At 66.0% G+C, this 13296-nt stretch carries 14 protein-coding genes and 1 tRNA gene; 9 read left to right on the top strand and 6 right to left on the bottom strand.

Annotated features, from left to right (window positions below):
* Window positions 1–185: 185 nt before the first annotated feature.
* On the top strand, window positions 186–977 hold the full coding sequence (locus GTP41_RS09335; RefSeq protein WP_161025316.1) for a substrate-binding periplasmic protein: 792 nt from the start codon (window positions 186–188) through the stop codon (window positions 975–977).
* Window positions 978–1077: 100 nt separating this feature from the next.
* On the top strand, window positions 1078–2202 hold the full coding sequence (locus tag GTP41_RS09340) for a branched-chain amino acid ABC transporter substrate-binding protein (protein WP_161025317.1): 1125 nt from the start codon (window positions 1078–1080) through the stop codon (window positions 2200–2202).
* Here GTP41_RS09340 and GTP41_RS09345 read toward each other — a convergent pair.
* Window positions 2165–3067: a LysR family transcriptional regulator gene (locus GTP41_RS09345; RefSeq protein ID WP_161025318.1), complete on the bottom strand. Its 903-nt coding sequence runs from the start codon at window positions 3065–3067 to the stop codon at window positions 2165–2167. The genes GTP41_RS09340 and GTP41_RS09345 overlap by 38 nt on opposite strands.
* 100 nt (window positions 3068–3167) lie before the next feature.
* Between GTP41_RS09345 and pcaD the strand changes: the two genes are divergently transcribed.
* From pcaD to GTP41_RS27800, 3 genes are all read left to right on the top strand, one after another.
* Complete coding sequence (gene pcaD, locus GTP41_RS09350) at window positions 3168–3944, top strand: 3-oxoadipate enol-lactonase (RefSeq protein ID WP_161025319.1); 777 nt, start codon at window positions 3168–3170, stop codon at window positions 3942–3944.
* 230 nt (window positions 3945–4174) lie between these two features.
* Window positions 4175–4642: a chemotaxis protein CheW gene (locus GTP41_RS09355; protein ID WP_161025320.1), complete on the top strand. Its 468-nt coding sequence runs from the start codon at window positions 4175–4177 to the stop codon at window positions 4640–4642.
* A 25-nt stretch (window positions 4643–4667) separates the two neighbouring features.
* Window positions 4668–6449: a methyl-accepting chemotaxis protein gene (locus GTP41_RS27800; protein WP_308700843.1), complete on the top strand. Its 1782-nt coding sequence runs from the start codon at window positions 4668–4670 to the stop codon at window positions 6447–6449.
* Window positions 6450–6455: 6 nt separating this feature from the next.
* Here the strand turns inward: GTP41_RS27800 and GTP41_RS09365 are convergent, their stop codons facing one another.
* The 4 genes from GTP41_RS09365 to GTP41_RS09380 are packed head-to-tail and all read right to left on the bottom strand — an operon-like array spanning window position 6456 to window position 10660.
* Window positions 6456–8165, bottom strand: coding sequence for a PepSY-associated TM helix domain-containing protein (locus GTP41_RS09365; protein ID WP_161025321.1), 1710 nt, complete (start codon window positions 8163–8165; stop codon window positions 6456–6458).
* Between the two features lie 3 nt (window positions 8166–8168).
* On the bottom strand, window positions 8169–8456 hold the full coding sequence (locus tag GTP41_RS09370; RefSeq protein WP_161025322.1) for a hypothetical protein: 288 nt from the start codon (window positions 8454–8456) through the stop codon (window positions 8169–8171).
* Window positions 8453–8701, bottom strand: a complete 249-nt coding sequence (locus tag GTP41_RS09375; RefSeq protein ID WP_161025323.1) for a hypothetical protein — start codon at window positions 8699–8701, stop codon at window positions 8453–8455. The genes GTP41_RS09370 and GTP41_RS09375 overlap by 4 nt, the downstream gene beginning before the upstream one ends.
* Window positions 8702–8710: 9 nt before the next feature.
* The gene (locus tag GTP41_RS09380) at window positions 8711–10660 is read right to left on the bottom strand and encodes a TonB-dependent receptor plug domain-containing protein (RefSeq protein ID WP_161025324.1); all 1950 of its coding nucleotides are present in this window, start codon (window positions 10658–10660) and stop codon (window positions 8711–8713) included.
* A 100-nt stretch (window positions 10661–10760) separates the two neighbouring features.
* On the opposite strand from GTP41_RS09380, the gene GTP41_RS09385 reads away from it, so the two are divergent.
* The 4 genes from GTP41_RS09385 (at window position 10761) to GTP41_RS09400 (ending at window position 13190) form a co-directional block, all read left to right on the top strand.
* Window positions 10761–11660, top strand: a complete 900-nt coding sequence (locus GTP41_RS09385) for a LysR family transcriptional regulator (protein WP_161025325.1) — start codon at window positions 10761–10763, stop codon at window positions 11658–11660.
* Between the two features lie 150 nt (window positions 11661–11810).
* Window positions 11811–12749, top strand: a complete 939-nt coding sequence (locus GTP41_RS09390) for an alpha/beta fold hydrolase (RefSeq protein WP_161025326.1) — start codon at window positions 11811–11813, stop codon at window positions 12747–12749.
* A gap of 82 nt (window positions 12750–12831) precedes the next feature.
* Entirely contained in the window at window positions 12832–13017 is a 186-nt protein-coding gene (locus GTP41_RS09395) for a hypothetical protein (RefSeq protein WP_161025327.1), read from the top strand.
* An 11-nt stretch (window positions 13018–13028) separates the two neighbouring features.
* Entirely contained in the window at window positions 13029–13190 is a 162-nt protein-coding gene (locus GTP41_RS09400) for a hypothetical protein (RefSeq protein ID WP_161025328.1), read from the top strand.
* 23 nt (window positions 13191–13213) lie between these two features.
* Here GTP41_RS09400 and GTP41_RS09405 read toward each other — a convergent pair.
* A tRNA-Thr gene (locus GTP41_RS09405) sits at window positions 13214–13289 on the bottom strand.
* Between the last annotated feature and the right edge of the window lie 7 nt (window positions 13290–13296).

Consider the following 13296-nt stretch of genomic DNA (forward strand, 5'->3'; position numbering starts at 1 on the left):
GGCGGCGCTGCCGACGCCGCGCGCCCCGCCGCCGACGAGACCCCGGCGGCGCCCGACGGCCGCCCGCCGCCCCCCGGCAGCAATATCGACAACAGTGCCTGATTGCCAACACAATGTTACTGTCACGCACTACTGGAACGGCGTGGTGCTGGCCGCGCCCACCAGACATCTGCATAATCGGGCGCATGACTTCCCTGCCCCGCCGCCTATTCTGCAGCGCCGCCCTGCTGGCCAGCGTCCTTGCCCTGCCCGCCCTGGCGGAACCGCAGACCGTCACGCTCATCGTCGGCGAAGCGCTGGATGAGCACGGCAAGGTCAAGCCCCTGCGCGCCTGGCAGCACAAGCTGTTCGACTACCTGCAGCAGGAACTGGACGTCAAATTCGAGATCCGCATGTATCCCTGGGCGCGCGCCGAGCGCAATGCGCGCGGCGGCGCCGGCCTGGTGTTCGGCCTGCCCAAGACCAGCGAGCGCCTGCGCGCGATGCGCTACAGCGAGCCCGCCATGCGCAACACGCTGTGGCTGGTGACGCGCAGCGACGCCACCTTCCCCTTCGCGTCGCTGGCCGACCTGACAGGCAAGACCATCGGCGCCGCGCGCGGCTACAGCTACGGCGAGCAGTTCGAACAAGCGCGCAACAAACTGTTCCGGGTGGAGGACGAGATCCCCTCGCGCGCCACGCGCTTGCAGCGGCTGTTGCTGAAGCGGGTGGACGCTGTGCTGCTTTACCAGCCCAGCTGGCAGAATGCGGCAGAAGTGGAAGCCGAACTGCGCGCCTATGTCGCGCCGCTGGCGCGCGACCTGGCGCTGCCCTACGGCGTAACCCTGAGCGTCCTGCCCCAGCCCGTGCAAATCGAGAACCAGCAATTCTTCGCCATCGCCAAAGACAAGGACGACGGCCTGATCGACCGCATCAACGCCGCCCTCGCGCGCCAGCAAAGACCGGCTTCCCTGCCCAAGCCGCGCCGCGCTCCCTGACGCGCTGGCGCGGCGCCGGGCGGCGCAATTGCCGGCGCAGCTTGCCCCATTCCCAAAGTTGTGGATAATCACGCCATCTACACATAATGGGAGACCCCGGATGAAGCTGAAGCACTCGGTAGGCGCAGTGGCGCTGTTGGCCATGGCCGCAAGCGCCTGCGCGCAGGACCTGGTAGTCAAGATCGGCCATAGCGGCCCGTTGTCGGGCGCGCAAGCGTTCTCCGGCAAGGACAATGAAAACGGCGCGCGCCTGGCGGTGGAGGAGCTGAACGCCAAGCCGATCACGGTCGGCGGCAAGAAGGTGAAGTTCGAACTGCTGTCGGAAGACGACCAGGGCGATCCGAAAGCCGGCGTCTCCGCCGCGCAGAAGCTGGCCGATGCCGGCGTCAAATACGTGGTCGGCCCGTACAACTCGGGCGTCGCCATTCCGGCCTCCCGCATCTACAACGAAGCCGGCGCCCTGATCGCGCCGGTGGCCACCAACCCCAAGTTAACGCAACAAGGTTACAAAGGCATCTTTCGTATCAACGCCAGCGACACCCAGCTCGGCTCCAAGATGGCGCTCTACGCCGCCAATGAGCTGAAGGTGAAAAGCGTGGCCGTGATCGACGACCGCACCGCTTTCGGCCAGGGCCTGGCGGAAGAGTTCAAGAAGCAGGCGCGCGCCTCCGGCCTGCAGGTGGCCGGCCATGAATACACCACCGACAAGGCGGTCGACTTCACCGCCATCCTGACCAAGCTGAAATCGAAGAATGTGCAGGCGGTGTTCTTCGGCGGCTACGCGCCGCAGGGCGCACCGATGGCGCGCCAGATGAAGCAGTTGGGCATCCAGGCCAAGCTGCTGGGCGGCGATACCATCTGCACCGCTGAAATGGGCAAGCTGGGCGGCAACGCGGTAGGCGACAACGTGCTGTGCGCGCAAGGCGGCGCGCTGCTGGAGAAGGCCGCTTCCGGCCCGGCCTTCAAGGCCAAGTTCAAGCAGCGCTTCAAGGCCGATCCGGACGTCTACGCCTCGGCCTACTATGACGCGGTGCTGATGTACGCCGCCTCCATGCAAAAGCTCAACACCATCGACCCGGCCAAGGTCGGCGCCGATATCGCCGCCGGCAGCTACAAGGGCGTGTCGGGCACCTACGCCTTCGACGCCAAGGGCGATATGAAGTCCTCGCCGGTCACCATCTTCAACTTCAAGAACGGCCAGCCGGCCGCCATTGCGAGCTACTAAGGAATTGCCATAATTCCTGCGCGACCGGCCCGTGCGGCCGGTCGCTGCGGCGCGCCGCCACCAGTTCCTCCACGCTGCCCGGCAGGTAGCGTCCGGCCAGCGACAGCAAACTCCCCTCTTCCAGTTCGCGTTCCACCAGGAAGCGCGGCAAATGCCCCCAGGCCAAGCCCTGGAGGATGATTTCCTTCTTCATCGCCTGGTCCGGCACCGAGCATTGCGGGGCGCCTTCCACCATGAAGTAACTGCGCCCCGGCTGCGCCGCCGTGTCGCGGATGATGCACTGGGTGTAAGGGCGCAGCTGCGCCGGGCGCAAGGCGCGCGACGGCGGCAGGCGCAGAAAGCCCGGCGCCGCCACCGGCACAAAGGGCACCTGCGCCAGGTCGATCCACTCCAGGCGCGCGTCGCTTTTCTCCACCGCGTGCACCACCAGGTCTGCTGCGCCAGCCAGCAGGCGCTCCACCGGCCCGCCGACGGCCTCCACCTGCACATGCAGGCGGGTGCGCGGATGGCGCCGGAAAAAACCAGCCAGGGTGGCCAGCACCTCGCGCTGCGGGCAAATATCGCCGATCACCACCCGCAACTCGGCCTCCTGGCCCATGGCCAGCTGCTGCGCATGCACCTGCAGGCCCGCCAGTTCGGCCAGCGTGGCCTGCGCCCGGGCGTGGAAGGATTGACCGGCCGGCGTCAGCGCCACCCGGTAAGCGCTGCGGTCCAGCAGCTGCAGGCCAAGCTGGTGCTCCAGGCGCGTCACCGCCGCATGCACGGCGGGATGGGAGCGGTGCAGCAGTTCGGCTGCGGCCTGGAAACCGCCGCAGCGGGCCACGGCGTCGAAGCATTGCAGGTCGTGCAGGGTGAAGGCGCTCATTGTCCATATTCCTTACAAAGATACGCCGAACTTTATAATATATTCCCGCCCGGCGCGCCCCTACCATCGCCCCATCGACATTCTTTGAGGGGACCGAACCATGCATATCACCACCGGCGACAAGGTGCGCATCGCCTACCGTTTCGACGGCGCCGACCACCTGCCCGCGCTGATCCTGTCCAACTCCATCGGCACCAGCTACCGCATGTGGGATGGCACGGCGGAGCAGCTGGCGCGCCACTTCCGCGTGCTGCGCTTCGATACGCGCGGGCACGGCGCGTCCGGCGTGCCGCCCGGCGACTACTCGCTGGACCGCATGGGGCGCGACGTGCTGGAGCTGATGGACGCGCTGGGCATCGAGCGCGCCCACTTCCTCGGCCTGTCGCTGGGCGGCTTTATCGGCCAATGGCTGGCCATCCACGCGCCGCAGCGCATCGGCCGCCTGATCCTGTCCAATACCGCCGCCAGCCTGGGGCCGGACGGCTTCGACCAGCAGATTGCCGCCGTGCGCGCCGCGCACGACATGCGCGACATTGCCGAAGGCTTCCTGGAGCGCTGGTTCCCCGCCGCCATGCTGCAGGCGGACGGCCCGCTGATCGGGCATTTCCGCGCCATGCTGCTGGCCACCGAACGCCAGGGGCTGGCCGCATCGCTGGCCGCGGTGCGCGACGCCGACCTGCGGCGCACCGTGCGCCTGGTCGACGCGCCCACCCTGGTGATCGCCGGCGCCGACGACACCGTGACCTCGGCGCGCCATGGCGCCGAACTGGCGGCCGCCATACCCGGCGCGCGCCTGCTCACCCTGCCCACGGTCCACCTGCCGAACGTCGAGCAGCCGCAGGCCTACCTGCGGGCGGTGCTGCAATTCCTGCACTAACTTGCAGGAACGCCACTGTGGGATTTTGTCCACTTGTGACAATTGGAGGATTTCCTGTGGCATTCGCGGACTAGAATTGAATCTGTTGCCGCTGCCCAACTTCCTGTTGGGCCCCACAGCGCACCTTCCATCGGCCCCGCCTCCGCCGATACTTGCATCCCAATATTAACGAATAGCGAGCTGCTGCCCTTGCCGGTTAGCCTTGGCTCGCGCCCGCGACGAGGATAACCATGGCCCAGCAAAACGAACATGCCGAAGTACTGGCCTTCCGCCTTGGTACGGAAGAATTTGGCATCGACATCCATGCCGTGCGCGAACTGCGCGGCTACAGCGCGGTGACGCGCCTGGCCAATGCGCCGCACTACCTGAAAGGGGTGGTCAACCTGCGCGGCTGCATCATCCCCATCGTCGACCTGCGCCTGAAGCTGGGCATGTACGACGCCAGCTACAACGCCACCACCGTGGTCATCGTGCTGGCCGTGAAAGAACAGCAAATCGGCATTGTGGTTGACAGCGTGTCCGACGTGATCAACCTGCAAGCCGAACAGATTAAACCGCCGCCCCCAAGCGGCCCGAATTTCCGCCACGACTACCTGACCGGCATCGCTACTGTGGACGAGCGAATGCTGCAGCTGGCTGACCTGTCCATGCTGCTGGCCGATGTCACTGCCGCTGCCGCACTTCCGCTGGCCGCCTGAAACCCTATCCCGTGGAGAAATCATCATGAAATTCAATCAAATGAAAGTCGGCACCCGCCTGCTAATGAGCTTTATTGCTGTGGCCCTGAGCGGCGCCATCGTGGCCGGCATCGGCATCGTCAACATGGGCCGAATCCATGACATGAACGAGCGCATGTACGAGCGCGAGCTGCTCGGCCTGTCCTACGTCAAGGAAGCCAATATCAGCCTGATTTACATCGGCCGCGCCATGCGCAGCATGCTGCTGTCGTCCAGCGAAGCGGAACGCGCCACCCACCATAGCCGCGTGGAAGCGCGCCGCAAGGAAGTGCGCGACAACCTGGCCGAAGCGGAGAAGCGCTTCTACACGCCGGCCGGACGCGCCTTGATGGCGCAGCTCAAGCAAGACCTGGACGCCTACGACAGCGACGTGCAGCTCACCCTGCAGCGCATGAAGGAGCAGCCGCTGCAAGCCAACAACGAACTGGCCGCCTTCGTCACCGGCGGCATGGCCAAGAAGGCCAATACCGTCGATGAGCGCATGAACGAACTGGCCAAGATGAAAGAGAAAAACGCGGAAGACGCGGCCAAGGCCGGTGCCGCGCTGTACGAATCGAGCCGCAGCTTCATGCTCATGCTGGTGGTTGGCAGCGCCATGATGGGCCTGGGCCTGGGCGCCTGGATCACCCGTTCGCTGCAGCGCCAGCTGGGCGGCGAACCGGCCGAAGCGGCCGCCATTGCCGCCCGCATCGCCGAAGGCGACCTGTCGGTCGAGATCCGCACCAAACCGCACGACAATTCGAGCATGCTGTTCGCCATGGGCCGCATGCGTGACAGCCTGGCCAATATCGTGGGCCAGGTGCGCGCCGGCACCGAAACCATGGCCGCCGCCACCCAGCAGATCGCCGTCGGCAACCAGGACCTGTCTTCGCGCACCGAACAACAAGCCGGCTCGCTGGAGGAAACCGCGTCGTCGATGGAGGAACTGACTTCCACCGTGCGCCAGAACGCCGACAATGCGCGCCAGGCCAACCAGCTGGCCACCACCGCGTCGGAAGTGGCGACGCGCGGCGGCGCCGTGGTGGCGCAGGTGGTCGATACCATGGGCTCCATCAACGAAGCGTCGAAACGCGTGGTCGACATTATTTCCGTCATCGACGGCATCGCCTTCCAGACCAATATCCTGGCCCTGAACGCGGCGGTGGAAGCGGCACGGGCCGGCGACCAGGGGCGCGGCTTTGCCGTGGTGGCGAATGAAGTGCGCACCCTGGCGCACCGCTCGGCCGATGCGGCCAAGGAAATCAAGACGCTGATCGAAAACTCGGTGGCCTGCGCGGAAACCGGCAGCAAGCTGGTGGACCAGGCCGGCCGCACCATGGATGAAGTGGTGGCCAGCATCGCCAGCGTGGGCGACATCATGGCGGAAATCTCGGCCGCCAGCGCCGAACAGTCGAACGGCATTGACCAGATCAATACCGCCATCACCGAAATGGACCATGTGACGCAGCAGAACGCGGCGCTGGTGGAGGAAGCGGCCGCCGCCGCCGAATCGCTGCAGAACCAGGCCGGCCAGCTGTCGGAACTGGTGGCGGTGTTCACCTTGCACAAGGCGGCCACCAGCTCGGCCATCACCATGGCCGCAGCGCCGCACGCGCCGGCTAAAGCGCCGGCCCGCGCAGCCGCGGCAGCCCGCCCGGCAGCGAAAGCCCAGCCGGCAGCGCGCCCTGCCCTGGCGCAGCCGGCGCCGGCCCAGCACAGCATTCCAGCGCGCGCCAAAGCCAAGGCCAATGTCGTGCGCGACGGCGCCGGCGAGTGGGTGGAGTTTTGAGCTGCCTTAGCGCGGCGCGTCGCCCGCCACCGCCGCGGCGGCCGGCGGCGCGACCGATGGCACGGCCGGCGCTGGCTGGCCCGCAGCTGCCGCCATGCCGGCAGCGCCACCTGCCGCGTGCGACCACACGCTGTCACCCGGCCCGCTGCGCGCACGGCGATATGCCAGGCGCGCGCCCCAGGTAAGCAAGAGCGCCAGCACCAGGGCGGTCGCATCCACCGCCAGCACGCCCAGGCTGCCGTGCGCCCACATGCCCAGTGACGGGAAGGCCAGCGCCAGCAGCGAGGTGGCCGGAACCGCAAGCCCCAGCAGCGCGCACAAGGCCAGCAACTCGACCCCGGCGCGCGCCGCGCCGCGCCAGAAGGCCCACCCCACGCACGCCAGGAAAACGCTGTAGTACGCCGTCATCAGGGTCGCGTTCAGGTTGGCGACGGCGCCATGCAGCCACTTGGCCGCCAGCAGCGCGCCCGCCACGCCGGCCACGCTGCCCAGGCAAATCCCTACCGTGGCCGCCGCCAGCAGCAGCGTGCGGCGCGGCTGGAGCGGCAAGGCTTCCTGCCCGCGCAACTGGTTCTTGCGGCGCTTCTCCACCCACAGCAGGTTGCCGCTGTAGAACAGGAAGGCGCCGGCCAGGCCGAACACGAAATACACCCAGCGCATCCAGTCGCCGCCATAGCTGCCGAAGTGCAGCGAGAAGAACGGCGCCACGATGCGGCTCCAGGTGTCGCTCTTGGTGGGCAGCATGCTGGTGTTGAGCACCTGGCCGGTGTAGGGCTCCAGCAGCACGTAGCCGGACACCGCACCGCGCACCACATAGCCCTGGTGCGCCACGCCGGCGCGGACCAGCGGGCGTTTGCCCTCGACATCCATGTACAGCAGCTCGGTCACGGCGAAGCCGGGCGCCTGCTGCTGCACGCGCTTGACCAGTTCACTGGCCGGCATCAGCCGCGTGGCATCGCCCGGACCGGGCGCGCCGGCCGGGCGCACCCACATCTTGCGTTCGCCGTACACCACTTGCTGCAGGGCGTCGTAGAACTGGTCGTGGAAGGCGAACACGATCACCGTCAGGCTGATGACGATGTGGAACGGCAGGCTGGCGATGCCGACCACGTTGTGCGCGTCGAGCCAGAAGCGCTTGCGGTTCTTGCCCTGGCGCAGGGCGAAGAAATCCTTCACCAGGGTTGGCAGCAGCAGGATCAAGCCCGACACCAGCGCCAGGAAGTAGAGCACGCCCGCCACGCCCATCAGGTAGACGCCAACGTATTCGTCGCCCAGGTGGCCGGGAATGCCGCCGGTACGGTGCAGCATGTCGACCAGCTCGCCGAACAGCGAGGGGCGCACTTGCTGCGCCTGCACGCTGCCGTCCGCATCCAGCGTGGCTTGCCAGCGCATGGCGTCCAGCTGCAGCTCGCGCCCGCCCTCGCCCGCGCTCCAGGTCACCGGCGCCGGGTTGGCCTCGTCGCGCTGCACATGCAGGGTGAACTCCTGGCGCGCCGCCGGGTGCTGCGCCAGCACCTGCGCCACCACGCGGTCCATCTGCTGCGGCGCCAGCGCCGCGATGGGGGCCGAGGGTGGGCTGACCCAGCGCTCGAGCGGCTGCTTGAACATGGTTAGCGCGCCGCCGAAGAAGCCGATGAACAGCAGGATGCCGGCGCAGATGCCGGTCCAGGTGTGCAGCGACTGGTAGACGCGCAAAATATCGCTACGGATTTTCATCGTTCAACCCCGCACATACAACAGCAGGCCGTAGGCGGCCAGATTGGCGCCGCCCAGCCACAACAGCGCGCGCAGGCCGGTGCGGAACAGGTAGACCGTGGAGAACACGATCATCCACAAGGGCGCGATGCTCCACATGACGAATTGCGGCTTCTCGCGCGCGTCGATGCCGCCCGGGCCGAGCCAGGCGAACAGGCCGGCCAGCGCCAGCGCCAGCGTGGCGCCGAGGACGCCGCCGGCCAAGGTCTTGCTCCACCAGTCGGGGTGGATGGCGACTGCTCCGGTCTTCATGCTTTTCCTTTCAACAGCGAACCAAAGGGCAGCAGGCTGAAGACCAGCATGCTGACCACGATCCAGGCGAAGACCGCCGCCAGCGGCGACAGCACGGCGCAGGCGGCGGCCAGGGACAGCAGCAGTGCCAGGGCGCCGGTGGCGCCGCCCAGCGGGCCGATCGGCTGCGCCAGCCAGCCCTGGTGGCGGTGGCTCAGGTACAGCAGGCAGCAGCCGGCGATATCAAGTAGCAGGAACAGGATCATGCCGCGCACTCAGAAGCCGTAAGCGGCGCTGACGTAGTAGTTGCGGCCCAGCTCAAAGAAGCTGAAGTCCTTGCTCTTCTTCGACAGGTCGACGTTGCTCAGGTTTTTCACGCCGGTGCGCAGGGTCCAGTGCCGGCCCACCTTGCCCGACAAGCCCAGGTCGTAGCGCATATAGCCCGGCAGCTCCTTGTTGGAGTAGTACTGCTTGCCGGTGTAGTGCGCCACCAGCGAAGCCTGCACGCCCGGCATGGCGGTGTACGCCAGGCCCACGCGGCCGCTGTTTTCCGGGCGGTTGTCCAGCACCGTGGTGACGCCCTTCTCGTTGATGTAGTCGGCCTTCAGGTGGGTGAAGTTGCCGGACAGGGTGAGCGCGGGGTGCAGCTGCAGGCTGGCTTCCAGCTCAAGGCCCTTGGTCTTGGCCTGCGCCACGTTGACCCAACGGCGCGCGTTCTTCACCGGGTCGTAGGTGGCGACGATCATGTCCTCCACGTCGTTCTTAAACACCACGGCGGTCAGGTCCCAGCCCTTCTGGTGGAGCTCGAAGCCAGCCTCGTAGTTGGTGCTGGTTTCCGGCACCAGGTCCGGATTGCCGGCCAGGGTGCAACTGCCGCCGCAGCTGACGATGCGGTATTCCTTGCTCAGCTGGTAGGAGTCCGGCGCCTTGAAGGCCTTGCTGATGCCGCCCTTGACGGTCAGCGCATCGCTGCCCTGCCACACCAGGTAGCCCTTGGGCGAGAAGTGGTTGCCGAACACGCTGTTGTCGTCGACGCGGCCGGCCAGGGTCAGGCGCAGGTCCTTGGCCAGGGCCAGTTCGTCTTCCACGAAGAAGGCCTTGCTGTCGGTGCCGACTTTGCCGGTATCGAGGTAGCTGGCGGCGTCGCGGATCACCTGGCGGCGCAGGTCGATGCCGGCGGTGACGGCGTTGATGCCGAGCGTGGTGTTGCCGTAGAACTTGGCGTAGGTGTTTTCTTCCTTCAGGGTGCGCTGCTGCGGCGCGTTGTAGCGCGTGTTGAAGTCCTGGATCTCCGCGTTCTCGCGCGTCAGGTAAGCCGTGGTGTTGCCCCAGCCCCAGTCGGCGCGGTGCGTCACGCCGTAGGTCTTGCGCTCAATCTCCTGGTCGCGGATGTCCTTGGTCTCGACATTGCGCTGCGGGTTGTAGGCGTAGTAGTACATCACGCGCGGACGCTTGTCCTGGTTGTAGCCCAGGTCGAAGTCGAGCGACTGGTTCTGCGCCAGTTGCCAGGTCAGGGTGCCGGTCAGGTTGCTGGCCTTTTTCTCCTCCAGGCGCGGGGTGCGGGTCTTGTCGCTGGCCGGCGCGCTCCACCAGGCGTCGCGGTCATAGCGCTCGCCGCCGATGGACAGGCTGAGCGTGTCGCTCAGGGCGCCCGCCGCGTGGGCGCCGACGCGCAACTGGTCGCCGTCGTAGCCGCTGCCGATGGTGCGGTATTCGCCGCTGACGCCGCCCTTCCATTCCCTGCTGGCCGGCCAGGTGATGATGTTGATGACGCCGCCCATGGCGTCCGAGCCGTACAGCGCCGCCATCGGGCCGCGCACGATTTCCACGCGCTTGATGCTGGACAGCGGGATCGAGCTGAAATCGAAATCGCCGCCGCGCCACAAGGCGCCACCGGACGACACGCGCTTGCCGTTCACCAGCATCAGGGTGTACTTGCCGCCCAGGCCGCGGATGCGGATTTCGTCGCGCCCGCTGTCGTCCACCTGGTTGTTTACGCCCACGCTGTCGCGCAGCAGGTCGGCCAGGCCGTTGGCCGGCGATTTGGCGATGTCTTCGGCGGTGAGGACGGTGGTGAAGGCCGGCGCGCCCGCCACGGTGTGGGCGCGCATGGAGGCGGTGACCACCACCACGCTGCCATCGGCGATGCCGCCGGCGTCGGCGGCGCATGCAGGAACCCCGAGTGCGGCCAGGCTGGCCGCGATAATTGTTTTTTGAATGGACATATCATCACTGGAATAAGAATTGAACACAAATGATAATCATTCGCATTCAAACATGCAATGATTGCAACTGGAAAAAGTTAATCTGGGTTAAGATTTCCGCATGGACCACATGCACCTGATGACCGTGTTTGTCGCCGTCGGCGAGCAGGAAAGCTTCGCCGCCGCCTCGCGCAGCCTGAATCTGTCGCCCGCCGCCATCACGCGCGCGGTGGCGGCGCTGGAGGAAAAGCTGGGCGCCCAGCTGCTGCAGCGCACCACCCGCCATGTGCGCCTGACCGAGGCCGGGCAGCGCTACCTGGATGATTGCCGCAGTATTTTGGCCAGCATTGAGGAAGCCAACGATGCAGTGGCCGGCGGCGATACCACGCCCAAGGGCAAGCTGAACATCACCGCCTCGGTGCTGTTCGGGAAAGTCTTTGTCACGCCCTGCATCGTGCAGTACCTGAAGGAATACCCGGAGGTCGACATCGCCGCCTACTTCCTCGACCGCCCGGTCAACCTGATTGAGGAAGGCATGGATGTTGCCGTGCGCCTGGGCCACCTGTCCGACTCCAGCATGAAGGCGCTGCGCGTGGGACGCATGCGGCGCGTGCTGTGCGCGTCGCCGGAGTACCTGGCGCGGCATGGCGTACCGCAGCATCCGTCCGATCTGGAGCGGCACAGCATCATCGCCGCCAGCCACCTCGCGCCGCGTGTCGAGTGGAAGTTCGGCCTCGGCGAAGACAGCCTCACGGTGCGCCTGAAACCGCGCCTGACCATCACCAGCATCGACTCCGCCATCCGCGCCGCGGTCGATGGGCTGGGCATCTGCCGCCTGCTGTCCTACCAGATGGCGGAGGAGCTGGCCGACGGCCGCTTGCGCATCATCCTGCCGGAGTATGAAGAGGAGCCGTGGCCGGTGCACATCCTGCACCGCGAGAGCAAGTACGGCTCTTCCAAGGTGCGCAAGTTCATCGACCTGCTGGCGCAGCAACTGCGCGCGCACCCGCACCTGAATTGAGTGTGCGCAGAAGGTGCCTGTCGGGCGCCTTGTTCACACCGTGCGCGAGGCATCGCGTAGCGAAACAGTTTGTTTCTCCACGCATAGTTCCGGCCCCGGGCAGCGCTTCCTACAATCCACTCATCCCAACTCACTTTGAAGGAAGCGAACATGAAAACCTCTCACATCGCAGCGGCCCTGACCCTCGCCTTCGCTGGCGCCACCGCATCCGCCGCCACCGCCCCAACCGAGGTCAGCTATCGCAGCGTGAAAGTCGATGGCATCAACATCTTCTACCGCGAAGCCGGCCCGAAAGACGCGCCGACCGTGCTGCTGCTGCACGGCTTCCCTACCTCCTCGCAGATGTTCCGCAACCTGATCCCGCAACTGGCCGAACGCTACCGTGTGATCGCCCCTGACTACCCTGGTTTCGGCCAGAGCGACGCACCGGCGTTGGACAAATTCACCTACAGCTTCGACAACCTCGCCAGCGTGGTGGACAAGTTCACCACCGCCGTTGGCGCCAGCAAGTACGCCTTATACGTGCAAGACTACGGCGCCCCGATCGGCTTCCGCCTGGCCACCGCCCACCCCGAGCGCGTGTCGGCCATCGTGGTCCAGAATGGCAACGCCTATCACGAAGGCATCGACAACGCCTTCTGGGCGCCAATCAAGCTCTACTGGGCCGACAAGAGCGAAGCCAACGGCGCCAAGCTGAAACCCTTCCTCGAGATCGACGCCACCAAATGGCAATACACCCACGGCGCGCGCGACGCCAGCAAGATCAGCCCCGACGCATGGACGGTGGACCAGGCCTACCTGGACCGCCCCGGCAACAAGGCAATCCAGCTCGAGCTGTTCTACAGCTACGGCAGCAACCCGGCGCGCTATCCGGAATGGCAAGCCTACTTCCGCAAGCACCAGCCGCCGATGCTGATCACCTGGGGCAAGAACGACCAGATCTTCCCCGCCGCCGGCGCCACGCCTTACTTGCGCGACCTGCCGAAAGCCGAGCTGCACCTGCTCGACACCGGTCACTTCGCCCTGGAAGAAGATAGCGCGAAAATCGGCAAGCTGATGCGCGGCTTCCTCGACCGTAACGTCAAGTAAGCCAGCGCCGCGCGCCTTTGCGCGGCATCAAATACGCGCTGCGACGCGTGGCGAAAATGGTAGGATCCTTCCAGGAGCTGCCATGGACGCCACGCCCCCACCCGAGCTCGCCAACCACGAGGAACGTATCACCAGGCTGGAGAACGCCATGAAGGTTGCACGAGGCGGTGGAAAAATCAACGCACGCATGGACGCCCAACACCACCTGATGGTCGCCCTTCAGGTCGCAATTCTTCTCGCGCTGATTGCACTTTTGGCCCAAAGCTAACGGAAGCGACCGTGGTCATTGTGATGGCACAGGAAACACAATTGCGGGCCGATTTCATTCGCCTCGATCCCAAAATCGATCGCGTCGCTACTGAACTGCGTCAACAAATCCACGAAGAGAAACTGCTTCCGCAGCCGCCCCCCGAAAACGAAAAAACCCTGCCAGATCAATGACCTGGCAGGGTTTCTGTACGTCCTGGTGCCGGAGATAGGAATCGAACCTACGACCTTCTCATTACGAATGAGCTGCTCTACCAACTGAGCTACACCGGCAAAGAGT

Source organism: Pseudoduganella guangdongensis (genome assembly GCF_009857475.1).
In the GTDB taxonomy this organism is placed as follows: Bacteria; Pseudomonadota; Gammaproteobacteria; order Burkholderiales; family Burkholderiaceae_D; genus Rugamonas; species Rugamonas guangdongensis.